General features: G+C 69.3%; 20 protein-coding genes and 1 riboswitch. Of the genes, 13 read left to right on the top strand and 7 right to left on the bottom strand.

Features of this window, described 5'->3' with window-relative positions; all coding sequences use genetic code 11:
- The first annotated feature begins 38 nt into the window (after window positions 1–38).
- The 5 genes from ACH442_RS42255 to ACH442_RS42235 are packed head-to-tail and all read left to right on the top strand — an operon-like array spanning window position 39 to window position 6,021.
- On the top strand, window positions 39–1,919 hold the full coding sequence (locus tag ACH442_RS42255) for a putative bifunctional diguanylate cyclase/phosphodiesterase (RefSeq protein WP_396343793.1): 1,881 nt from the start codon (window positions 39–41) through the stop codon (window positions 1,917–1,919).
- Entirely contained in the window at window positions 1,916–2,821 is a 906-nt protein-coding gene (locus tag ACH442_RS42250; protein WP_396343784.1) for an ABC transporter substrate-binding protein, read from the top strand. Before ACH442_RS42255 ends, ACH442_RS42250 begins: the two co-directional genes overlap by 4 nt.
- Window positions 2,822–2,861: 40 nt before the next feature.
- Window positions 2,862–3,476 carry a TetR family transcriptional regulator gene (locus tag ACH442_RS42245; protein WP_396343783.1) on the top strand — a complete coding sequence of 205 codons (615 nt, stop codon included), beginning with the start codon at window positions 2,862–2,864 and terminating at the stop codon, window positions 3,474–3,476.
- The gene (locus tag ACH442_RS42240; protein ID WP_396343782.1) at window positions 3,473–4,453 is read left to right on the top strand and encodes an ATP-binding cassette domain-containing protein; all 981 of its coding nucleotides are present in this window, start codon (window positions 3,473–3,475) and stop codon (window positions 4,451–4,453) included. The genes ACH442_RS42245 and ACH442_RS42240 overlap by 4 nt, the downstream gene beginning before the upstream one ends.
- Window positions 4,450–6,021, top strand: coding sequence for an ABC transporter permease (locus ACH442_RS42235; RefSeq protein WP_396343781.1), 1,572 nt, complete (start codon window positions 4,450–4,452; stop codon window positions 6,019–6,021). The genes ACH442_RS42240 and ACH442_RS42235 overlap by 4 nt, the downstream gene beginning before the upstream one ends.
- 95 nt (window positions 6,022–6,116) lie before the next feature.
- Here the strand turns inward: ACH442_RS42235 and ACH442_RS42230 are convergent, their stop codons facing one another.
- The 4 genes from ACH442_RS42230 to ACH442_RS42215 all read right to left on the bottom strand — a co-directional run bounded on the left by ACH442_RS42230 (window position 6,117) and on the right by ACH442_RS42215 (window position 10,899).
- Window positions 6,117–7,775, bottom strand: a complete 1,659-nt coding sequence (locus tag ACH442_RS42230; RefSeq protein ID WP_396343780.1) for a Na+/H+ antiporter — start codon at window positions 7,773–7,775, stop codon at window positions 6,117–6,119.
- A gap of 71 nt (window positions 7,776–7,846) precedes the next feature.
- Window positions 7,847–8,353 carry a DUF4142 domain-containing protein gene (locus ACH442_RS42225; protein WP_396343779.1) on the bottom strand — a complete coding sequence of 169 codons (507 nt, stop codon included), beginning with the start codon at window positions 8,351–8,353 and terminating at the stop codon, window positions 7,847–7,849.
- A 77-nt stretch (window positions 8,354–8,430) separates the two neighbouring features.
- A complete protein-coding gene (ahcY, locus tag ACH442_RS42220; RefSeq protein ID WP_396343778.1) occupies window positions 8,431–9,891 on the bottom strand; it encodes an adenosylhomocysteinase in 1,461 nt (486 codons plus the stop codon).
- An 18-nt stretch (window positions 9,892–9,909) separates the two neighbouring features.
- Window positions 9,910–9,989: riboswitch (S-adenosyl-L-homocysteine riboswitch) on the bottom strand.
- Window positions 9,990–10,020: 31 nt separating this feature from the next.
- Window positions 10,021–10,899, bottom strand: coding sequence for a hypothetical protein (locus tag ACH442_RS42215; protein ID WP_396343777.1), 879 nt, complete (start codon window positions 10,897–10,899; stop codon window positions 10,021–10,023).
- Between the two features lie 97 nt (window positions 10,900–10,996).
- Here ACH442_RS42215 and ACH442_RS42210 point away from each other — a divergent pair, with 97 nt between their 5' ends.
- The 5 genes from ACH442_RS42210 to ACH442_RS42190 all read left to right on the top strand — a co-directional run bounded on the left by ACH442_RS42210 (window position 10,997) and on the right by ACH442_RS42190 (window position 16,191).
- Complete coding sequence (locus tag ACH442_RS42210; RefSeq protein WP_396343776.1) at window positions 10,997–11,605, top strand: LacI family DNA-binding transcriptional regulator; 609 nt, start codon at window positions 10,997–10,999, stop codon at window positions 11,603–11,605.
- A gap of 48 nt (window positions 11,606–11,653) precedes the next feature.
- The gene (locus tag ACH442_RS42205; protein ID WP_396343775.1) at window positions 11,654–11,980 is read left to right on the top strand and encodes a YciI family protein; all 327 of its coding nucleotides are present in this window, start codon (window positions 11,654–11,656) and stop codon (window positions 11,978–11,980) included.
- Window positions 11,973–13,148 carry an RNA polymerase sigma factor gene (locus ACH442_RS42200; RefSeq protein WP_396343774.1) on the top strand — a complete coding sequence of 392 codons (1,176 nt, stop codon included), beginning with the start codon at window positions 11,973–11,975 and terminating at the stop codon, window positions 13,146–13,148. Before ACH442_RS42205 ends, ACH442_RS42200 begins: the two co-directional genes overlap by 8 nt.
- A 65-nt stretch (window positions 13,149–13,213) precedes the next feature.
- Window positions 13,214–15,196, top strand: coding sequence for a glycosyl hydrolase family 28-related protein (locus ACH442_RS42195; RefSeq protein WP_396343773.1), 1,983 nt, complete (start codon window positions 13,214–13,216; stop codon window positions 15,194–15,196).
- Between the two features lie 107 nt (window positions 15,197–15,303).
- Window positions 15,304–16,191: an NAD-dependent epimerase/dehydratase family protein gene (locus ACH442_RS42190; protein WP_396343772.1), complete on the top strand. Its 888-nt coding sequence runs from the start codon at window positions 15,304–15,306 to the stop codon at window positions 16,189–16,191.
- A 145-nt stretch (window positions 16,192–16,336) separates the two neighbouring features.
- On the opposite strand, the gene ACH442_RS42185 is transcribed toward ACH442_RS42190, so the two are convergent.
- Window positions 16,337–16,780 carry a MarR family winged helix-turn-helix transcriptional regulator gene (locus ACH442_RS42185; RefSeq protein WP_396343771.1) on the bottom strand — a complete coding sequence of 148 codons (444 nt, stop codon included), beginning with the start codon at window positions 16,778–16,780 and terminating at the stop codon, window positions 16,337–16,339.
- A gap of 3 nt (window positions 16,781–16,783) precedes the next feature.
- Window positions 16,784–17,200, bottom strand: a complete 417-nt coding sequence (locus tag ACH442_RS42180) for an SRPBCC family protein (RefSeq protein ID WP_396343770.1) — start codon at window positions 17,198–17,200, stop codon at window positions 16,784–16,786.
- Window positions 17,201–17,291: 91 nt separating this feature from the next.
- Here ACH442_RS42180 and ACH442_RS42175 point away from each other — a divergent pair, with 91 nt between their 5' ends.
- Window positions 17,292–18,791 (top strand): hypothetical protein, encoded by a 1,500-nt coding sequence (locus tag ACH442_RS42175; protein WP_396343769.1) that lies wholly within the window; start codon window positions 17,292–17,294, stop codon window positions 18,789–18,791.
- A 65-nt stretch (window positions 18,792–18,856) separates the two neighbouring features.
- On the opposite strand, the gene ACH442_RS42170 is transcribed toward ACH442_RS42175, so the two are convergent.
- Window positions 18,857–20,296 (bottom strand): MFS transporter, encoded by a 1,440-nt coding sequence (locus ACH442_RS42170; protein ID WP_396343768.1) that lies wholly within the window; start codon window positions 20,294–20,296, stop codon window positions 18,857–18,859.
- 126 nt (window positions 20,297–20,422) lie between these two features.
- Between ACH442_RS42170 and ACH442_RS42165 the strand changes: the two genes are divergently transcribed.
- On the top strand, window positions 20,423–21,526 hold the full coding sequence (locus ACH442_RS42165) for a Gfo/Idh/MocA family protein (RefSeq protein ID WP_396343767.1): 1,104 nt from the start codon (window positions 20,423–20,425) through the stop codon (window positions 21,524–21,526).
- A 34-nt stretch (window positions 21,527–21,560) separates the two neighbouring features.
- A complete protein-coding gene (locus ACH442_RS42160; protein ID WP_396343766.1) occupies window positions 21,561–23,519 on the top strand; it encodes a hypothetical protein in 1,959 nt (652 codons plus the stop codon).
- Window positions 23,520–23,529 lie beyond the last annotated feature (10 nt).

Raw genomic sequence — 23,529 nt, 5'->3', positions numbered from 1 at the left:
TGTTCGCGACCTATGCTGCCGCCAGCCTGGTGCCGGTGATGGTGCTGGGCACGGTGATGTGGCAGGGCTATCGCCGGGACGCGTCCGAGCAGGGTCGTCGCCAGGGGCTGGCCCAGGCCCGGGTGATCGCCGAGATGGCGGTCGCTCCGTCGCTGGACGGCGCGAACCTGGAGGACGGGCTGACCACCAGCCAGCTCGAAGGTCTGCGCCGGGCGACCGGGCTGGCCGTCTACCACGGCTCGGTGCTGCGGCTGCGGGTGCGCGGGTTCGCCGGCCAGGTGGTCTTCTCCGACGACGGCTCGACCGGTGGCGGGCTGCCGGTATCGGATCCGGACTTCCGGGCCGCGACGACCGGCGCGTCCCGGGTCAAGGTCATCGGCAGTTCCGGGCACGAGGTGATCCGGGTGGTGCAGCCGCTGGTGGCCGGCGCCTCCGGGCAGGCGCTCGGGGTGCTCGAGCTGTACCTGCCGTTCCAGGAGATCGCCGCGCAGATGCGCGAGCAGCTCAACGGCGTGACCGAGCGGATCGCCCTCGGGCTGGCCGCGCTCTACCTGGTGCTGGCGTTGCTGGCGTGGTGGACGACCCGGTCGCTGAGCCGGTACGCGGCCCGCCAGGAGTACAACGCCACCCACGACATGCTGACCGGGCTGCCGAACCGCGCCGAGTACCGCAACCGGGCCGAGGCGGTGCTCGCGACGGCCGGCCGCGACGGCGGGCACGGCGCCGTGGTGCTGCTCGACCTCAACCGGTTCAAGGAGGTCAACGACACTCTCGGCCACCACGCCGGCGACGAACTGCTGCGGGTGGTGTCGGCCCGGATGCGGGACGGCCTGGACGAGGGCGACATGCTGGCCCGCTTCGGCGGCGACGAGTTCGCGATGCTGCTGCCCGGGCGCGACGCCGTGCAGGCGGTGGCGGTGCTGGAACGGGTCCGCGCGGCGGTCGCCGAGGAACTGGTGCTCGACGGAGTGCCGCTGAGCATGGAGGCGAGCTTCGGCATCGCGCTCTACCCCGAGCACGGTCTCGATCTGCAGACGCTCAAACTACGTGCCGATGCCGCGATGTACCAGGGCAAACGTGGCACCGAGGACATCGTGGTGTTCACCGGCGGGACGGCCGGGCACCCGCACCAGTGGCTGAAGATCCAGGCCGAGCTGCGGCACGCCCTGGAGCGCGACGAGCTGGTGCTCCGGTACCAGCCGAAGGTCGGGCTGCCGGGCGCCGGGATCAGCGGCGTGGAGGCGCTGGTCCGCTGGCAGCACCCGGAGCGCGGACTGCTGCCGCCCGGCGAGTTCCTGCCGGCGGCCGAGCATTCCGGGCTGATCGCGCCGCTCACCGAGTGGGTGCTGCGCCGCGCGCTGGCCGATCAGGCCGGCTGGACGGCGACCGGTCAGGACTGGACGCTTTCGGTCAACGTGTCGGCCCGCAACCTGGACGCGCCCGGTTTCGTCGGTTACGTCGCGGCGCTGCTGGCCGAGACCGGCACCCGGCCGGACCGGCTGATCCTGGAGGTCACCGAGACGGCCCTGGCCGGTGACGCCGCCACCGCGGTCCGGGTGGTCAAGGAGCTGGGCGCGCTGGGCGTGGGCATCTCGGTCGACGACTTCGGCACCGGCTACACCAGCCTGTCGCACCTGCGCGGGCTGCCGATCAGCGAGATCAAGATCGACCGGGCGTTCGTCGCCGACGTCGACGGCGACCCGCAGAGCCAGGCGATCGTCCGCTCGGTGATCGAGCTGGCGCACGGGCTGGGCAGCCGGGTCACCGCCGAGGGCGTGGAGACCGTGGAGATCCACCGCTGGCTCGTCGACGCCGGGTGCGACGAGGCGCAGGGCTACCTGTACGGCCGCCCGGTGCCGTGGCCGCAGGTCACCGTCGAGCCGATCGCCGAACCGATCACCGAGAGGATCGCCCGATGAACGTCTTCCGTCGTGTCGTGACCGTCGCCGGCGTGCTGGCCGTGCTGGCGGCCGGCGGCTGCGCCGGGTCGGCGGCCGAGTCCACCGCGAGCGCCGGCCTTGACCTGACCGGCGCGGTGACCGCCGACGAGAGCCTGCGCGCGATGCTGCCGCAGAGCGCCCGGGACCGCGGTTTCGTGCGGCTGGTGACCGACGCCAGTTACGCGCCGATGGAGTACTTCGCGGCGGACGGGCGGACCATCATCGGTTTCGAACCGGACCTGGCCGCGGCGCTCGGGGCGGTCCTCGGCATCCGGGTCGAGATGGTGTTCGGGGACTTCGCCACGGCGCTGGACGAGGTCGGCAAGGGGACCTACGACGGCGCGCTCTCGTCGATGACCGACACCGCCGACCGGGAGGAGAGGGCCGACTTCGTCAACTACTTCAGCACCGGCTCGGCGGTCCTGGTACAGCGCGGGAACCCGCAGCGGATCACCGGGCTGGCCGGCCTGTGCGGGCAGAGGGTGGCGGTCGAGGACGGCACCGTCCAGGAGGACATGCTCCGGCGGGACCAGGCGACATGCGGTGACCGGCCGATGATCCTGGACGTCGGCCGGACCGGTGCGGACGCGCTGCTGCGGTTGCGGACCGGGCGGACGGTGGCGTTGCTGCTCGACTACCCGCCGGCGGTCGCGCTGGTGAGCGACTCGCTGACCGACGCGTACTACCAGCTCGCCTCGGACCAGCAGTACGAGCCCGGGCTCTACGGCCTCGCGGTGGCCAAGGAGAACACCGCGCTGCGGGACGCGCTGCAGGCGGCGCTGACGCGACTGATCAGCACCGGTACCTACGGCGAACTGCTCCAGCGCTGGAAGCTGACCAGTGGCGCGGTGACCGAGGCGAGCATCAACGGCGGAGATTGACGGGTATTGTGGCTACACGCTTGTGCAGTAGTCTACACATGTGAGTAGTGACAGCGACCTGACCGCGCGAGCCCGGATCCGTGACGCCGCCATCGAGCTCTTCGCCGAGAAGGGCGTCGCCGGCGCGACGATCCGGGACATCGCGCAGGCCGCCGGGGTCTCCTCCGGTCTGCTCCGGCACCACTTCGGGTCGAAGGAGGGGCTGCGTGACGCCTGCGACGAGTGGGCCACCAGCCGCGTCGCCGAGCTGCAGATCCGGTTCGCCGAGACCCAGCTGATCGGGGCGCTCCCGCCGGACACGATGATCCTCCAGCGCTATCTGGTGCGATCGCTGATGGACGGCTCGCCGACCGGAGCGAAACTGTTCGCCCGATCGATCGGCCACGGTGGGTTCTGGCTGGAGAAAACCGGCATCGACAGTGCCGACCCGCAGGCGTTCGTCGCCGTGATCGCCGCCATGAAGATGGGCATGTTCCTCATGCACGAGCAGCTTTCCGCCGTGCTCGGCGAGGATGTGCGCGTCATGCCCGGCTGGTTGCGGATGAACCGTGCCGCGGTGGAGATCTTCCGGCAGCCGCTGCTCACCCCGGAACAGGCCGACCAGGCCATGAAGGCGCTGGATCGGCTCGCACTCCACGAAGGGGAGAGCACATGAGCGAGCTTGCGAGCGAATCGGCTAGCTCCGTCACGACAGGCGGCCCGGCGCCGGAGCGAAGCGGAGGTGACGGCACGCCGGCAATTGATGCCGAGGGTCTCATCAAGCGATTCGGGAAGGTCACGGCCCTCGACGGGCTCGACCTGACGGTCCGGACCGGGGAGGTGCACGGCTTCCTCGGCCCCAACGGCGCCGGCAAGACCACCACGATCCGCATCCTGCTCGGGCTGATGCGCAACGACGGCGGCCGGGTGCGCCTGCTCGGCGGCGACCCCTGGGCCGACGCGACAAAACTGCACAGGCGATTGGCGTACGTGCCCGGCGACGTCACGTTCTGGCCCAACCTCACCGGTGGCGAGGTGATCGACCTGCTCGGACGGTTGCGGGGCGGCCTCGATCCGCGCCGCCGCGACGACCTGATCGAGCGGTTCGAGCTGGATCCACGGAAGAAGGGCCGTACGTACTCGAAGGGAAATCGTCAGAAGGTCGCGCTGATCGCCGCCCTCGCCTCCGACGTCGAGCTGCTGATGCTGGACGAGCCGACCTCCGGGCTGGACCCGCTGATGGAGGAGGTGTTCCGCGAGGTCATCCTGCAGGAGAAGGCCCGCGGCGACCGGACCGTGCTGCTCTCCAGCCACATCCTCGCCGAGGTCGAGGCGCTCTGCGACCGGCTGACGATCATCCGGGACGGGCGCTCGGTGGAGACCGGCACGCTCGACGACCTGCGGCACCTGACCCGGACCACGATCCGCGCCGAGCTGACCGGCCCGGTCAACGGCCTGGCCGGCATCGCCGGGGTGCACGACCTGACCAGCGCGGACGGGCGGGTGGCGTTCGACGTGGACGCCGAGGCGCTCGAGCCGGCGCTGCAGTCGCTGGTCGCGGCCGGGGTGCGCAGCCTGGTCAGCCAGCCGCCGTCGCTGGAGGAGCTGTTCCTGCGGCACTACGCCCGCACCGAGGCGGGGAGTCCGCGATGACCGGCACCGGCCGGCTGGTGCGGCTGATCCTGCGGCGGGACCGGGTGATCCTGCCGATCTGGGTGCTCCTGCTGGGCCTGCTGCCGCAGGTCTACCTCGCGGGCTTCCAGAAATTGTTCACCACCGACGTCGAGCGACTGGAGTATGCGCACGTCAGCGCGGCGAACGCGGGTTTCGCCGGGCTCTACGGGCCGCTCTCCGGCGACAGCCTGGGCGAGCTGGTCGTCTGGCGGGCCGGTTTCGTCCCGGTGATGATCGGCCTGGCCGCGCTGCTCACCGTCATCCGGCACACCCGGGCCGAGGAGGAGGCCGGGCGCAGCGACCTGATCCTGGCCACGGTCGTCGGTCGCTGGGCGCAGCTGGCCGCCGCGCTGCTCGTCACCCTGCTCAGCGGCCTGGTGATCGGCCTGCTGGTGACCGGTTCGATGATCGGGGCCGGCGAGCCGCGGGAGGGTTCGGTCGCCTTCGGCGTGCTGTTCACGCTCAGCGCCTGGCTCTTCGCCGGGGTCGGCGCGATCGCCGCCCAGCTGACCAGCAGCGCCCGGGGCGCCCGGATGACCGCGGTGCTGGTGCTCGGGGTCTCCTTCGTGCTCCGGATGGGCGGGGACATCTCGGCGATCGGGGACGGGCGTTTCGCCTGGCTGGCCTGGTTGTCGCCGCTCGGCTGGGTGCAGAAGATCATCCCGTACGGCGCGGACGACTGGGCCCCCGCGATCGTCGCGCTGCTGGGCACGGCGGTGTGCGTGGTCGCGGCCGTTGCCCTGCTCACCCGTCGGGACCTGGGTGCCGGCCTGATCGCCCCACGACTGGGCCCGGCGCATGCCGGTGCCGGTCTCTCCTCGCCGCTCGGCCTGGCCTGGCGGCTGCACCGGGGGTTGCTGCTCGGCTGGACCGCCGGGTTCGCCGCGCTCGGTGTCGTCTTCGGCGGGGTCGGCACGAGCGTGGTGCAGCTCGCCGAGACCAGCAGCAGCGTGGCCGACACGTTCAGCAAGATCGGCGGTTCCGGGTCGATCACCGACGCCTACTTCGCGTCGACGACCGGGACCTGCGCGTTGATCATCTCGCTCTACGCGATCCAGGCGGCGCTCCGGATGCGCGACGAGGAGCAGAACGGGCACGCCGAGTTGATTCTCGGAACTGCCGTCGGGCGTACCTCGTGGGCCGCGAGCCACCTGCTCTTCGTGCTGCTCGGCCCGGCCGTGGCGATGGCCGCGCAGGGCGCGCTGGCCGGCATGACCTTCGGCGACTCAGGGCCCGTGCTGGGGGCCGCGATGGCGCAACTGCCGGCGGTCTGGGTGCTGGGCGCGGTGGCCGTGCTGCTGGTCGGGGCGTTGCCACGGTTCGCCGCGGTGGCGTGGGCGACGGTGGCCTTGAGTCTGCTGATCCTGCTGGTCGGGCCACTGCTGGAGTTTCCGCAGTGGGCGATGGACGTGTCGCCCTTCACGCACGTGCCGCAGTTGCCGGCGGCGAGCTTCTCGGCCGTACCGGAAATTGTGTTGATCTTGATTGCGCTCTTGATCGGCGCGGCGGGACTGACCGCCCTGCGGCGTCGCGACATCCCCGCGTGACGCGCATCGGCTGGTTCGCACCGTGGTTTCAAGGCACGAACAACCACGGTGCGAACCAGCCGTCCGGCGGCGTTGCCGCAGGCCGGATCGACAGGTCAGTGCGACAACTTGCCGCGTTTCGGCAGGACCAGTTCCTCATGGTCCAACTCGCGGTTGAGCACCCGCAGGTTCTCGTCGTCGAGTCGGCCGGCGTCGCGCCAGCGCAGCAGTTCCTCGCGCTCGGCGTCGATCACGGCCTGGCGGACCATCAGCGCCGCCTCGTACTGCGGTGACGGCGGCAACTCCGGGGTGTCGACCTGTTCCAGCAGGTCGAGCCGGTGCCGGTAGCGGTCGAGGCGGATCTGGAGCTGCTTGCGCATGGTCTCCATCGCCTCGTCCTCGACGTTGTCGTGCTGCTCGCCCTGGATGTCGTCGAGCCGGTTCAGCGCGGCCCGCACCGCGGCCGAGCGGGCCTCGTTGCGCAGCCGCGCCTTGTCGGTCTGGTTCGCCCGCAGGCCCAGCCACTTGACCAGCGGCGCGAACGTCAGGCCCTGGCCGATCAGCGTGACCAGCACCACCGCGAACGCGCAGAACGCCAGCAGACCGCGGTTCGGGATGTTGGTGTTCAAGCTGTAGACCGCGGCGAGCGTGATCACGCCGCGGGTGCCGGCCCAGCTCAGCGCGACCGACTCCCGCCCGCCGAGCGATTTCTCCCGGCGCTTGGCCTTCGGCAGGTCCTCCAGTTCGTCGTCCTCGTCCTCGCCGCCCAGCCGGGTGTGCAGCGAGCGCGGCAACAATTGGGTGAGCAGCAGCCAGATCGGGCGCAGCAGCAGGACCACGGCGAGCGTGACACTGACCGCGATCACGATCGTGCTGGTCTTGTACTCGTGGAGCTCGTCCAGCACCTTGCGCATCTGGACGCCGATCAGCAGGAAGACCGCGCCCTCGAGCAGGAAGTCGATCAGTCGCCAGACAGCGGCGGTCTGCAGCCGGCTGGCGCCGGTCGCGTACCGCGGGGTGTCGTGCCCGATGATCAGGCCGGCCACCACGACCGCCAGCACACCGGAGAGGTGGAAGTGCTCGGCCGCCAGGAACGCGGCCATCGGGGTGATCAGCGAGATCGCGTTGGCGGTCAGCGGGTCGGCGCGCAGCACCCGCAGGAACCGGACGAGATAGGCGACCGCGACGCCGACGACCACGCCGCCCGCCGCCATCACCAGGAACTTCCCGGCCGTGTTGGAGAAGGTGAACTCCTCCTTGCCGACGGCGACCTGCTGGGCCACCAGCAGGATGGTCAGCGCGGTCGCGTCGTTGAGCAGGCCCTCGCCCTGGATCAGGGTGATCAGCCGCGGCGGCAGGCCGGCCTTGCGGCCGACGGCCAGCGCGGCGACCGGATCGGGAGGCGCCACGGCCGCGCCCAGGGCGATCCCGGCGGCCAGGGTGACGCCGCCGACCACGAGCGAGAGCCCGAGGCCGACCAGGAACGCGGTGACGATCACCAGGGCGACCGAAAGGCTGATCACGGTGCGTAGATTGCGGCGGATGTCGATAAGTGAAGAATCCAGCGCCGCGTTGTAGAGCAGCGGCGGCAGGAGGAACGTGAAGATCACGTCGGGTTCGATCTCGAAATTCTGGCCGGGCAGGAACGCGTAAATGATGCCGGCAACAGTCAGCAGGACGGCGGCGGGCAGGCCGGTCTTCCCGGTGATCCAGTGGACCAGCACGATGATCGCGATGGCCCCCAGACCGAAAAGAAGGGTCTCCTCGTGGCTCATCTCCCTATTCTTCGCTATTCCCGGTCACACAGTTGTGGCAGGTGGATGACGTGATCGGGATTACCGGCGGATTACTGACCGAAATGACCCAGCGAGGCACGGTGCCCCCGGACGACGGCCAGCGCGCGGCGGGCGAGCTGACGCACGGCGGCCTCGTCACCGTCGGTGAGTTCCGCGCGGACCACCCGGGCCGCCCGTTCGTGCAGCATGGTCTGGCTGGAGACGAAGAGCTGGTCGAACTCGGCGTCCGGGGTGGAGCGGTAGACCATCACGCTCTGCGCAACGGTGCTGTTCGGCTCCGGGTCCAGCGGGACGTCCAGGCGCTGCGCGGTCGCCCGGACAGCCTGGTCGAGGCGGGCGCTGTCGGCGGCGAAACGGGCGCCGAGCCGCCGCAGAGCCGGGCTGGTGGCCTTACGGGCGGTGATCCGGCCGAGCGCGATCTGGGCGAGATTGCCCTGGTGGGCGGTGCGCAGGAAGGCGGCGTCCGGATCCAGGCGGCGGACCGCCGTGGCGGCCGTGGCCGGTGCGACCAGCGCTGCGACCACGGTGAGGACTGTCGCGAGACGTCGAAGTGTCATAGCAAAACCCCCTATGTCGGTAGGAGCAGGCTAGCTGCGCCTAATCCGACATAGGGGGACTATTTACTGCTTATACCTCAGTAGCGGTAGTGCTCCGGCTTGAACGGACCCTCGACGTCCACGCCCAGGTACTCCGCCTGCTTCTTGGTCAGCGTGGTCAGCTTCACGCCCAGCGCGTCCAGGTGCAGGCGCGCGACCTTCTCGTCCAGGTGCTTCGGGAGAACGAAGACCTGCTTCTCGTACTCACCCGGCTTGGTCCACAGCTCGATCTGGGCCATCACCTGGTTGGTGAACGACGCCGACATCACGAAGCTGGGGTGACCCGTGGCGTTGCCCAGGTTCATCAGGCGACCCTCGGAGAGCACGATCACCGAGTGCCCGTCCGGGAAGCGCCACTCGTGCACCTGCGGCTTGATCTCGATCTTCTCGATGCCCGCGACCTTGTTCAGCCCGGCCATGTCGATCTCGTCGTCGAAGTGACCGACGTTGCCGACGATCGCGTTGTGCTTCATCGCCGACAGGTGCTCGACCGTGATGATGTCGGTGCCACCGGTCGTGGTCACGAAGATGTCGGCCTCGCCGACCACGTCCTCGATCCGCGCGACCTGCAGACCGTCCATCGCCGCCTGCAGCGCGCAGATCGGGTCGACCTCGGTCACCACGACGCGGGCGCCCTGGCCACGCAGCGTCTCCGCCGCGCCCTTGCCGACGTCACCGTAACCACAGACCAGCGCGAGCTTGCCGCCCAGCATCACGTCGGTCGCGCGGTTCAGGCCGTCGACCAGGGAGTGCCGGATACCGTACTTGTTGTCGAACTTGCTCTTGGTGACCGCGTCGTTGACGTTGATCGCCGGGAAGAGCAGCGTGCCCTCCTTGGCCAGCTTGTAGAGCCGGGCCACACCGGTGGTGGTCTCCTCGGTCACGCCGCGGATCTCCGACGCGATCTTGGTGAACCGCTGCGGGTCCTCGGCCAGGCTGGCCCGCAGGGTGTCCAGAATGATCGAGTACTCGTGGCTGTCGTTCTCCGTCGTCGACGGGACCGCGCCGGCCGCCTCGAACTCGACACCCTTGTGCACCAGCAGGGTGGCGTCGCCGCCGTCGTCCAGGATCATGTTCGGACCCTGGCCGTTGCCGAAGTCGAAGAGCTGGGTGGTGGCCCACCAGTACTCCTCCAGGGACTCGCCCTTCCAGGCGAAGACCGGGACGCCGGCCGGGGCGTCGACGGTGCCCTCACGGCCGACGACGACCGCGGCGGCCGCCTCGTCCTGCGTGGAGAAGATGTTGCAGGACACCCAGCGGACCTCGGCGCCGAGCGCGACCAGCGTCTCGATCAGGACCGCGGTCTGCACGGTCATGTGCAGCGAACCGGCGATCCGGGCGCCGGTCAGCGGCTTCGAGTCGCCGAACTCCTCGCGCAGCGACATCAGGCCCGGCATCTCGTGCTCGGCCAGCCGCAGCTGGTGACGGCCGGCCTCGGCCAGGTTGATGTCGGCGATCGCGAAGTCGAGACCGTTGACGGATCGAAGTTTGTCGCTCATGAAAAGAGGGCTCCTCCCTCTCAGGAGGCGCCCTTACGTCAACACACCGCACCCGAGCGTGGCGGACTCCGTTGTCCGTTGCAGCGCCTCTCGGATAGGCGTAACTACTTTATCTTCTTCGGCGCTTGATCACATGCGCCTGAGGGTTCCGTCGGTATCAGTGACGACGAAGGTGCCGTCCCCCAGCGGCTGCAGGTCGTTCTCGTCGATCGTGACGATGCCCAGGTCACCCAGCACCTCGCCGGTGCGGGTGCCGACCCGGTAGTGCCGCCACCACGGGCCGTCCGATTCCTCGTCCTCGCCGTAGACGACCACGATGGCGGTCTCCGCGTCGAGGTAACCACCGGTCCACTCGATCACGCCGACCTCGGGATCCTCGCCGAAGTCCGCGACCGTGAGCCGGGTGAGCACCTCGCCGCCGGGGAACGCGTGCAGCGCCACGTCGGCCTGGCCGTCGTGGTCGATCGTCATGAACTGGCGCTCGTCCGGTGAGACGTCGATCAGCACCCGGTCCGACCATCCGTAGTCGTGCGGCTCGCCCTCCGGCCCGGCGAGGAAGATCAGCGAGCCGTCCTGACCCTCGCCGACGTCGAGCAGCATGCGGCCGTCGCGGAGCGGGAAGTGCTCCGCGCCCTGTCCCGCGGCCGCCAGCGATCGCCGGCTCTCGACCTCGCCGGTGGTCGCGTCGAGCACGATCCAGGCGTCGTGCCCCGGCATCCCGTCCGGCGCGTAGACCCAGACCTTCGCGTCGTCGGCGGAGAACTGGACCGCGATCATGGCCGCCTGGCCGTTCGACGCCTCGGTGCCGAGATCGAGACGCCACTGCTCGCGGCCGTCCGGATCGATCCGGATCACCGCCGAGTCCCCGGTCGCGTAGACCAGGGCATCCCTGGTCGAGGGGGCCGACCAGCCCCAGAAACCGGGCGGCACGGGGAAGACCCGGGAGGACTCCAGATCTTCGGAGAACACTTCGATGCCGGCGTCGGTCCGGCGGGAGATCACGCGCACCCCGGGAGCCTAGCGACGGTTCCACCGGTCACGTGATGGGATGAGAAAACATCAAAGACCTTCCATGCCACCTCAAGAACCCATCATCCTGTACGTCGTGAAGCACCCCCACCCGATCCGGGAGATCGCCACGCGAGCCGGCCTGAGCCCGGCCACCGTCGACCGGGTGCTGCACCAGCGTGGTGGTGTCCGGGAGAGCACGGCTCGCCAGGTGCACCAGGCGATCGCGGCCCTGGACCGCGAGTTCGTGGCGATCGGCCCGGCGAAACGGGCGGCACTCGATGGCGAGGCCGGGCAGACCGCGGCCTATCTGGTCGAGCAGTGGCTGCACGACCGGGCCGGAGACGTGCTGGTGGTCGCGGGAACGGGCACCGAGCAGCGGATCGACGGCTTCCGCAAGGTGCTCGGCCCGGCCCGGCGGCTGCATCAGGTGACCGGTCCGGATCAGGTGCGGGGCACGCTGGCCGGGACACGGGCGGTACGGGCCGTCTACGTGCCGCGCAGCGGTGGCTGTGCCGAGGTGGTCGCGGCGTTCGAGGCCGAGAACCGCAATTACGACGTGTTCGTGGCGCACGGCCTGGACGGGGAGAATCTGCCGCTGCTCCGGGCGCACCGGATCAACGCGGTGCTGCACGAGGATCCCGGGCCGGCGTTTCCACGGGCTGCCGTAAAAATAATCACGCCTTTCAACATCCCGGTGTCCTGAAACGGTGTGGCCGTTCGTCATCGGGATGAGACCAACGAAAGGGACACCATGAAGTACATGATGTTCGTCTGCACCGACACCGAGCCGGAGACCGAACTGGAGGCTCCCGACATCTTCGAGTGGGTGGCCGAGAACGACGCCAACGGCCGCCGGGTGCTGGGCAATCAGCTGGTCAGTCCGGAGGCGGCGACCACGGTCCGGGTTCGTGGCGGCGAGCTGCTGCTCACCGACGGCCCGTTCGCCGAGACCAAAGAGGTGATCGTGGGCTTCGACATCCTGGAGTGCGCCGACCTCGACGAGGCGATCGAGGTGGCCCGCAGGCACCCGATGGCCTGGTCCGGGCGGCTGGAGCTGCGGCCGTACCACGGTGAATGAGCCCGTCTTCCGGGAGGCGTACGGCAAGGTCGTCGCGACGCTGATCCGGCTCACCGGTGACTGGCAGCTCGCCGAGGACTGCGCGATGGACGCGGTCGAGTCGGCGCTGGCCCGGTGGCCGCGCGACGGGATGCCGGCGAATCCGGGCGGCTGGCTGATGACGGCCGCCCGGAATCGCGCGATCGATCAGCTCCGGCGGGCCGCGATGGCCGACCGGAAGTTGCGGGATCTGGCCCTGTTGCAGGATCACGAGCCCCCGCCGCAGGGCGACGACCGGCTGCGGCTGATCTTCACGTGCTGCCATCCGGCGCTGGCGATGGAGTCCCGGGTGGCCCTCACCCTCCGTACTGTCGCGGGTGTTGAAACCGCTGAGATCGCGCGCCTTTTCCTGGTCGGTGAGTCGGCGATGGCGCGGCGGCTGAGCCGGGCGAAGGCCAAGATCGCGCAGGCGAGGATCCCGTATCGGGTGCCGTCCGGGCCGGCGCTGGCCGAGCGGCTCCCGTCCGTCCTGGCCGTCCTCTATCTGCTCTTCACCCGGGGGTACGACGGTGAGCCGGACCTGGCCGGGGAGGCGATCCGGCTGGCCCGGCTGCTGCCGGCCGAACCGGAGGCGACGGCGCTGCTGGCGCTCTGCCTGCTGCAGCACTCGAGGCGGGCGACCCGGGCCGACGAGGCCGGTGACCTGGTCACGCTGGAGCAGCAGGACCGCTCCCGGTGGGATCACGCCGCGATCGACGAGGCGGTCGGGCTGCTCGGCGCGAGTCCGGTGACCGGGCCGTACGCGATTCAGGCGCACATCGCCGCCTGCCACGCGACCGCGCCGAGCTTCGAGGCCACCGACTGGCCGACCGTGGCCGGCTGGTACGACCAGCTCGCCCGCGTCCACCCGTCCCCGGTCGTCGAGGTGAACCGGGCGGTCGCGCACGGTTACGCGCACGGTCCCCGGCCCGGGTTGAAGTTGCTCGCCGCGGTCGGGGACGCCCTCGACGGGTACGCCCCGGCGGCGGCTGCCGCGGCCGACCTGACCGAGCGCGCCGGTGATCGGGGTGCCGCCGCCGAGCTGTTCCGGCAGGCGGCCGACCTGGCCGGCTCGGACGCGGAACGTCGTGCGTTGCGGAAGAGAGCTGACGCGATCAGCAAGCAGCAACCTATGCGTTGCAAAAACTAAGCAGAATCTCGGCAAAACAGGACCGACCCTTGTGGAGCAGATCACAGAACTTCTATGGTCGCGGCATGTTCGCTCCGCCCCGCTGGGCCGCTCTCCTGGCCACGCCGCTGGTCACCCTCGGCGTGGCGATCGGCCCGGCCGACGCTGCCGCAGCACATCCGTCCTCCACCGCCACCACACCCGCGGCCACTCGCGCCGCTCTCGATCCGGCCCTGGTCGCCGGGCGCGGCGCAGGAGTCGCGTTCGCCGAGCAAGAGGCCGAGCACGCCGTCACCACCGGCGACGTGCTCAGCCCGAGCCGGGCCGCGTACACGCTCGCCGCCGAGGCCTCCGGACGGTCCGCCGTCTCGCTCGACCCGGGGGAGTACGTCGAGTTCACCCTGCCCAAGGCCGCCAACGCGATCACCGTGCGCTACAGCCTCCCGGACGCGCCGACCGGCGGCGGGATCACCACGCCGCTGACCGTCGGCACGCCCGGCGGCACCCGCACGATGACGCTGACCTCGCAGTACTCGTGGCTCTACAACCAGTACCCGTTCAGCAACGACCCGCGGGCCGGACTGCTGCACCCGGACTGGTGGATCACCGAGTGCTCCTGCGTGCCGGCGGCCACCACGCCGGCTCCCCAGGTGAGCACACCGTTCCGGCCGATGCACTTCTACGACGAGCAGCGCCTGCTGCTCGGCCGCACCTACCGCGCCGGGGAGAAGATCCGGCTCACCGCGCGCCAGGTGACGACCACGATCGACCTGCTCGACTCGGAACTGGTCGGGGCGCCGAAGGTCGACCTCGCCGGCGTCGACGTGCTGCTGTTCGGCGCCGACCCGACCGGGCGGCGGGACGCGGCACCGGCGATCGAGCGGGCCATCGCGTACGCGAAGAAGGTCCATCGCCGTGTCTACCTGCCGCCGGGCGTCTTCCAGGTCAACCGGCACCTCGTCGTCGACGACGTGACGATCACCGGGGCCGGCAACTGGTACACCACGGTCAAGGGTCACGAGGTGGCGCTGGCCACGCCGGCACCGGACGGGTCCGTACACACCGGGGTCGGTTTCTACGGCAAGGACGGTGGCAGCCGGAACGTGCACCTCGCCGACTTCGCGATCGAGGGTGACGTCCGCGAGCGCATCGACACCGACCAGGTCAACGGCATCGGCGGCGCGATGAGCGACTCGACGATCACCGGGCTGCACCTGCGGCACACCAAGGTCGGGCTCTGGTTCGACGGTCCGATGTCGAACGTCGAGGTCAGCGGCAACATCATCGTCGACCAGATCGCCGACGGGCTGAACTTCCACACCGGCGTCACCGGGTCGGTCGTGCGGAACAACTTCATCCGCAACACCGGCGACGACGGGCTGGCGATGTGGTCGGAGAAGATCGCGGACAGCGGCAACACGTTCGACCGGAACACGATCCAGACGCCGACCCTGGCCAACGGCATCGCGATCTACGGCGGCGCCGACAACACCGTGTCACGGAACCTGATCGCCGACCCGATCCGGGAGGGCAGCGGCCTCCATGTCGGCTCCCGCTTCGGCGCCGAGCCGTTCACCGGCCACCTCAAGATCAAGGACAACACGACGGTACGGGCCGGGACGTACGAGCTGACCTGGAACATCGGTCTCGGCGCGATCTGGTTCTACGCGCTCGACTCCAGCATCGACGCGGACATCCGGGTCACCGGGGATCACTACCTGGACAGTACGTACAACGCGATCATGCTGGTCTCCGACTGGCCGGTGAAAGACCTCTACTCGATCAACGGGGTGCACTTCTCCGACGTACGGGTCGACGGCACCGGAACCAGCGTGATCAGCGCCCGGACAGCCGGCAGCGCCACGTTCGAGAACGTCGACGCGCGCAACGTCGGAGCGGTCGGCGTGAACAACTGCGGCTCGTTCCACTTCACACCCAGCGGGTCCGAGTTCACCCTCAGTGATCTCGGCGGTAACGACGGTGGTTGGCTCGGCCCGTTCGTCCCGAACGTGATCACCTGCGACGACCGTCCGCCAGTCGTCACCCCACCTGCGCCTTCTCGCTGGTGACCTCCATGAGGTGAAGTATCGCGGCCGTACCCGACGAGTTCGGGTACGGCCGCTTCGCTTGGTAGCCTTGTCGGCGCACTCGCCGCGGCTGAAGGTTGGGAACTACGTTGAGTCAAACTCTGCTGGTCACCGGTGGTGCCGGATTCGTCGGTACCGCGCTGATCACGTCCCTGCTGACCGAGTTCCCGGACGCCACGATCGTCTCGCTGGACAACTACTTCACCGGGTCGTCGGAGAATCACGTCCACGACCCCCGGGTGACCTACCTCGAAGGCTCGACCACCGAGATCGCCAAGATCTGGGCCGGTCACGGGCTGCCGGCCCCGTCGCTGGTCTTCCACCTCGGGGAGTACTCGCGGATCGTGCAGTCCTTCGAGGACCACGACCTGACCTGGGACTTCAACCTCCTGGGGACCAAGGAGGTGGTGAAGTTCACCGCCGCCGCCAGGGCGAAGCTGATCTACGCCGGCTCCAGCTCCAAGTTCGGCAACGACGGCGACGACGAGAACCTCAACCCGTACGCCTGGACCAAGGCGAAGAACATCGAGTACATCAAGAACTACTCGAGCTGGTTCGGGCTGGACTACGCCATCGCGTACTTCTACAACGTCTACGGCCCCGGCCAGATCTCCAACGGGAAGTACGCGACCGTCATCGGCATCTTCGAGCGGCAGTACCTGGCCGGTCAGCCGCTCACCGTCGTCTCGCCCGGCACCCAGACCCGCGACTTCACCCACATCGACGACATCGTCCGCGGGCTGATCCTGGTCGCCCGCAGCGGCGAAGGCGACGGATACCTGCTCGGCACCGGGCGGGAATGGCCGCTCGCCGAAGTCGCCGGGCTCTTCGGCACGGAGATCACACTGATCCCGGCGCTGCCCGGCGAGCGGGTGCGCGGCAAGGCCGACCTGACCAAGGCGGCCGGGCTCGGCTGGCAGCCCCGGAAGCAGCTCAACGACTACATCGCCGAGTTCGTCGCAGCCCATAGTGCTTGATTGCTGTGTTTGATTGCTCCGCTTCGCTTCGCGGCAAAACGCCTTGTAACCGGTGAGGAGGCAGCTGGTTTTCCGCCACCCGCACACCCCGCGGGCGTCGGAAAACCAGCTGTCTCCTCACCGGCGGCGTTTTGCGACCTCGGAGTCAGCCTGTGACGGGAGGTGGGGGGTTGGCCAGGGGGCGCAGGATTGCCAGGAGTGCCTTCGGGTCGGCGACGGAGCCGAAGAAGGCGGCGTCGGTGGCTTCCACTGCCGTGATCGCCCGCTGAGCGACAGCGGCGCCGTGGTCGGTGACCCGCAGGAGTTTGGCGCGGGTGTCGGCGGCGTCGACCTCGCGCTCGATCAGTGACTTGGCCTCCAGCTTGCGGATCACCTGCGAGGTCATCTTCACGTCGGTGCCGGCCTGCCGGGCCACGGTCAGCTGGTTCGGCGGCTCGCCGCGGGTGTTCAGCCACCACGTGGTGGCCAGCAGCACGAACTGAACATGGGTCAGGTCCAGGGGGGCCAGCGCCGCCGCGATCTCACGCTGCCAGCGGAGCGTGACGTGCCACATCAGGAAGCCGGGGCTGTCGCCGGGGTCGAGTGCCATGCCTCAGCTTTCCGCCCGCCGGACCAGCGCCGCGACGACATCCGGGAAATCGGCGGTGATGGCCGGCCCGATCTGCGGCCCGACCTGGTCGGCGGCGGGACCGCTGATCTCGGTGCGGTAGACCACCCGGGTCCGGCCGCCGTCCACCGGCTCCAGCGAGTGCACGGTGCGGACGACGAAATCCCCGGCGTCCAGCTCGTCGGTGAACAGCTTGCCGGGCACGACCTCGGTCAGCCGCATCCGCAGTGGCTCCTCGCCGGGCGGCGTCATGGTGAACACCGAGCCGGCGGCGAACGGGCCGTCGATCTCGATCGTCGCCACCCCGTCGTTCCACTCCGGCCACTGATCCACCGCCGACCAGTGCCGCCACAGAGCCTCGGGCGTCGCGGTGGTCTCGGCGCTGTGCTGGTACTCCCACATGGTGTCGCTCCCTCATCCGTTTGGTGTGCGTGAAGATTATCTACGCGCAGACTATCTGTCAACGCGGGCTCGGGTGAGCTAGCCTCTCGCGATGACGACGGTGTCACCTGCAGTCGGAGACGTCGCGGTGATGCGGCTGCCGATCAGCGGATACGGGGCCTGCCAGGTCGCCGGGACCGACGGGAACGGCGTCACCGCCTACGCGCTGGCGTGGGAGTCCGCCGACATCCCGGCGTTGCCACAGCTGGCCGGTGTGCCACCACTGACGCTGGATCATCACGCCCATCCACGCGGGCCGGCCCGGATCGGCATCGCTGGTGACCAGTTGCCCCCACCCGGATGGAGGTGGCTCGGCAACCTGCCCGTCCCGGCCGCGATGTCGGGCGAGATCAACAGCTACTCGAGTTGGTCGTGGCTGACGATCCAGATAACCGAGCAACGACGATGGGACCGGTATCTGCCCGCCGCAGCCAAGGAGGCGTACCGGAGGGGTGCGACCCGTGGCCAGGTCGACATCGACCTCGGGCTGGGGCCGGTGACGCTCGGCGCGGCAACCGGGCACCTGGACCTGACCGGTGCCGGGCCGCTCAGCCCGCCACCGACCGGACCGGTGCGCTGGGCGGCCCTGGGCCTGCTCGCGCGCTGCACGTCGCTCACCTGGACCGGCCCTGACCGAGGGCTCGTCGCGGCGCTCACCGATCATCCGATCGTTCACGACCTGACCTGGACCGATGCCCCGCGTCACCTTGACCTGCGCGGTACCGGACTGACCAGCCTGTCCGTCCGGGGCACCATCGACCTGCTTCAGCTGCCCGACCACCTGACCGCGCTGCACCTGATGGCCGGCGCCCGGATCGGGACGGTTTCCGCTGCCGGCGACGGCCGGTGGCTGAGGATGACCGTCATCGACCCCGGGCCTGGCGAGCGGCTGCCGGCCGGGCTGGGTCAGGTACGGGACCTGCGTCAGGTCGGCCGGGGAACGATCAGCGCCGCGCCGCTGTCCGAGTTGCGGCAGCTGGAGGAGCTGTGGCTGTCCTGGCGTGGAGGCCCCGGCGAACTCGACGATGCTGCCGCATTGGGTGAACTGACCCGGCTGGCTCACCTGACCATGAACGACGCCTACGGGATCGACGCCGGCACGCTGCCCGAGCTGCCCGCGCTGAGTGCGCTGACGGTCCACGGCCTGCGCCGTACGGTGGCGGCCGCCCTCAAGGCCCGCTATCGGGGCACCGGGGTCCGGGTGGACGTCACCGGGGCCAAGAACGACACCTGGCTGGCGGCGAACCTTACGAACCCGTTCCGGGACTGGGCCGACGATGATCCGCGCGGCGGGGCGGCCGCGTGCAAGGCGTATGCGGCGGCGGTGCGGTCGGTTGACGCCCTGGCGAAGCAGGCGCCGGACCACGGCGGTGGGGCCGAGGCGGTCCTGCGGCGCCTCGTCGAGCAGCTCAACCGGATCGACGCACGGTACCGGATCATCGACACCGTGCGGCGCGAGGAGGCGGGCGACGCTTTCGCCGGGCTCGCAGTGCGCGCCGGTGTGTCCGACGGGCAGGCGGACGACTGGTTCGACGAGTGGCGCGATTTCTGACCGGCGGACAAAGGCCGATTCCCCGTACGGGAAATCGGCCTTCGATCTTGATCTTCGGGGTTGGGTCAGCCGGTGGCTCGGGGGCGGCTGGTGACGGCGGAGAGCGGAGTGGCGACGTCTTCCAAGGACTTGCCCTCGGCGTCGACGCCCAGGAAGATCTCGACGACACCGCCGATGGCCATGACCGCGGCGCCGATGAGGTATCCGATGAAGAGTTTGCCCGGGTCCTCGCCCTCGCCGATCAGCCAGCCGTAGAAGACCGGGCCGATCGCGCCGAAGCACTGCGCGATGGCGAAGAAGACCGCGATGGCCTGCGCGCGGATCTCCAGCGGGAAGATCTCGCTGACCGTCAGGTAGGCCGAGCTGGCGCCTGCCGAGGCGAAGAAGAAGATGATGCACCAGGCGATGGTCTGGGTCATCGCGTTCAGGATGCCGGCGTTGAACATCACCGCGCTGATGGCCAGGAGCACCGCGGAGAGCAGGTACGTTCCAGAGATCATCTTGCGTCGCCCGACCACGTCGAAGAAGTGTCCGAGGACGAGTGGCCCGGCCAGGTTCCCGACCGCGAAGGCGATTAGGTAGAGCGGCGCCTTCGTCTCGTCGACGTTGTAGAAGTTGGTCAGCACCAGCGTGTACGTGAAGAAGATCGCGTTGTAGAGGAACGACTGCGTGATCATCAGCGTGGCGCCGAGGACGGACCGCTGTGGCAACTGTTTGAAGAGCACCCGGAGCAGCGACAGGTAGCCGTGCGACTCGGTCGGCCGGATGTCGATCGTCTTGGACTCGTCGACCGGGGCGAGGGTCTGCCCGGACGCCTCGACGGCTTCCTCGATCTGCCGGATGTTCTCCTCGGCCTCCGCCTCCCGGCCGTGCATGATCAGCCAGCGTGGGCTCTCCGGCAGGTGCCGGCGCAGGTTCCAGATGCAGAGACCGATGACCGGGCCGATCAAGAAGCCGAGCCGCCAGCCGAGGTTCAGGTCCATGTGGTCGAGCAGGATGAACGTGCCGAGCGTGCCCAGGATCGCGCCGCCCCAGTACGTGCCGTTGACCCCGATGTCGACCCGGCCGCGGTACTTCGCCGGCATCATCTCGTCGATCGCGGAGTTGATCGCGGCGTACTCACCGCCGATGCCCGCCCCGGCTATGAATCTCGTCAAATACAGGAAGGTGATCGCCAGAGCATCGTTTCCCCAGGTCAACGCGGTCAGCGCGTTACCGGCCAGGTACACGCCGAGGGTCACGACGAACAGGTTCTTGCGGCCGAGCTTGTCGGAGAGGCGGCCGAAGAACAGCGCCCCGAAGACCTCGCCGAGCAGGTAGACCGTGGCGATCGCGCCCACGGCGGTGCTGCTCAGATGGAGGGTCTCCTCCTCCTTCAGGACCGGGCCGATCGCGCTGGCGATGGTGATCTCCAGGCCGTCGAGCACCCATGCGGTGCCGAGCGCCAGGATCATTCGAGTGTGGAACGGCGACCAGCTGAGCCGGTCGATGCGCGCCGGGATCAAGCTCCGGATGGTTCCCGAATCGGAGGCCGGGGCTGGAGAACCGAGGCTTTGGGCCATAGGAACACCTCCAGTAATGCCGTGATGTGATTCACGGGTTACCCAACGTTCCGATTACCATGCACCGTTATGGATTCGATCGGTGTCGCCGTGGTCGGGTTCGGCTGGATGGGCCGGGTGCACACCCAGGCGTATGCCCGGGCTCGCCACCACTACCCCGATCTGCCGGTCCCCGAACTGGTGACAGTGGCCGACGACGTTCCCGGCCGGGCCGCCGAGGCCGCCGCCCGATTCGGATTCGCCGGCGCGGCCACCGACTGGCGGGAACTGCTCGACGACCCGCGGATCGGTGCGGTCAGCATCACCGCGCCGAACTTCCTGCACCGGGAGATCGGCGCGGCGTTCGCGGCGACCGGACGGCACATCTGGGTCGAGAAACCGGTCGGGCTCAGCGCGGACGACGCCCGGGCGCTGATCGGGAACGGACAGGCCTGCGTCGGCTTCAACTACCGGCACGCGCCGGCCGTGCAACGGGCCCGGACGATCCTGCGATCCGGCGGGATCGGTGCGGTGACCCACGCCCGGTTCCAGTTCCTCAGCGACTACGCGGCCGACCCGGCCGGTGCCCTGACCTGGCGATTCCAGCGCGCCCGCGGCGGCAACGGGGTACTCGGCGACCTCGGCGCGCACGCCGTCGACCTGGCCCGCTACCTGCTCGGCGAGATCGATCAGGTGGTCGCGGCCGACACGGCGATCTTCATCCCCCGGCGTCCGGCGCCGGGCGGGGCGACCACCGGGCACGAACGCGGTACCGGGCCGTTGGGGACGGTCGAGAACGAGGACTGGTTCGCGGCGCTGCTGCGAGCCGGTGACGCCCGGGTGACCATCGAGGCCAGTCGCGTCGCGAGCGGCGAACAGAACAACTACGGCTTCGCCATTCACGGTACGGACGGTGTCCTGACCTGGGATTTCCGGCGAATGGGGGAGCTGCGGGTCAACGGGCTTACCACCCTGGCCGGGCCCGGCGACGGCGAGTTCGTGGCGTTCCAGCCCGGTCCCGGCAACGCGATGAGCTACGACGACCTGAAGGTGATCGAGGCCGCGCTGTTCCTGCGCTCGATCATCTCCGGGACGCCGCACGGCGCGACCCTGCACGATGCGATCCGCGCCGCCGAGGTGCTGGATGAGATCTCACGTCAGGCCGATCTCGTATCGTCCCGTCCTACCCTCTAAGGTTTCCTCGACATCGAATACGAGGGACTTCCATATGCGAATATCACGGGCCGCGCTTGGCAGCGTGCTCCTTGCCGGGCTGTTCATCAGTGTGCCGACCGCGGCGTACGCTGCCGATCCGGTCGTTGTGACCGTGCCCGCCTCCGCCGGCCACCCGATGTCCGACGTGAGCTCCATCGAGGAAGTCATCGTCGATGCGACGCGTCGCCGCGTGCTGGTCACCGACCCGCAGGCCGGACGACTGTTGTCGGTGAGCTACGACGGCACGACCGCGGCCGAGGTCACCGGCCTGACGGATGTGCATGGAGTGGTGCTCTCGGCCGACTCGTCGATCGTCTACGTCGCGGTCACCGGCGCCGACAAGATCGTTGCGCTGAACGCGGCTGACCTCAGCGAGGTCACGACCTACCCGACCCAGGGCGCATCCCCGCGCGGGCTCGCCCTGGCCGGCGGCAGGCTGTGGTTCACGAGCAGGAGCTACGGCTTCGGCGTTCTCGACCCGGCCACCGGTGCGGTCCGGACCCACACGTCCCCGACCGGCAATCTGTGGTACGGCAGCGATCCGATGATCGCGAAGAGTCCGGTCGATCCGGATGTGATCGCCGTCGGCGGCTACTACGGGCCGGTCGCGCTCTACGACGTCTCGGGCGACGTCGAACAGGAGATCGCCCTCCGAAGTCTCTCCACGGACGTCCACTCCTTCAACGACATGAGTTTCTCCGCGGACGGCAGCCGAATCTCGCTCGGTGGCGACAACGGCATCCTGCACCTGTCGACGGCCGACCTCACGACTGTCGGCACCACCGCACTGAACGAATCGACGGGTCTCGCCCGGGCCTCGAACGGCTGGCTGGCGACGATCCGGCCGTACATGGGCTACGGTGACCTGCTCCTCCTTCCGGCCGGATCGACTGAGGTCACCCGCGAGGTTCGACTGCCCAACTCGTCGATCGACGGCGGTGTCGCGGACCTCGCGTGGGAGCCGGGCGGGAGTCGCCTGATCGCCATCACGAGTCACCCCATCAGCGGCGCCGAGACGCTGTGGGTGGTCGAGCAGCCGACCGTGACCAGCACCGCTGTCCAGGTGACCGCCCCGGCCACCGCAACCCGAGGCACCGCTCTCACCGTCACCGGCAAGGTCACCGGCATCCCGGCCGGCACCGGGCTCACGGTGACCCGGACCGACGTGGCCTCCCCGACCGGGGTCGCACTCCCCGCGGTAACCGTCACCGACGCCGGCACATTCGCCCTCACGGACGCGCCGCCGGTCGGCGGGACCGTCACATACACGGTTTCCTACCCGGGTGCCGACGGCATCAGCGCGGCTAGCGGCAACGCGGCGGTCGCGGTCAGCCGCACCACTCCGGTGCTGACCCTGACCCCGAACAAGACGGTCAACGGGTACGGCGCGACTGTCACACTTACTGCGCACCTCGGGGCCACGTACACCAACCGGACCGTGCAGATCTGGGCCGACCCCAACGGTACCGACCAGGCGAATCGTCTGCTGAAGACGGCTACGGTGAACAGTGTCGGCAACGTGTCGGTGGCCCTAAAGCTGACCCGCAGCACGGTGATCCGCGCGGTCTTCAACGGGGACGACCAGTATGAGCCCCGAACCGTGACGAACGCTCTCTACACGAAGGTCAACGTGTCGACCGCGATGGCGAAGGCGTACAAGACCGGCAAGATCGGTTCTACGTCGTACTACTTCGTCCGTAAGTCCGTGAACCCGATCTTCACCACCACGATGACCTACAGCGCCGGGCGCAAGCAGAAGCTGTCCGTCGAGTACTACTCGGGTGGGAAGTGGAAGACCTTCAAGAGCGCGCTGCTCCCGCTGAACAAGGCCGGTAAGTCGGTCTACACGCTGACCGGTTCCCACAAGACCGGTGTCCGGTACCGCGTCCGGGCGGCCTACCTGCCGGGGACCTCCCGGGACAGCTTCAACTACACGACGTACGGCTCCTGGAAGTACTTCACCTTCAAGTAGCGAGCAGCCG

The sequence above is a fragment of the Actinoplanes sp. NPDC020271 genome, from assembly GCF_044388125.1.
Taxonomy (GTDB): Bacteria; Actinomycetota; Actinomycetes; order Mycobacteriales; family Micromonosporaceae; genus Actinoplanes.
The sequence above is the reverse complement of the archived record's forward strand: the minus strand, read 5'-3'. Positions and strand labels throughout refer to the sequence as shown.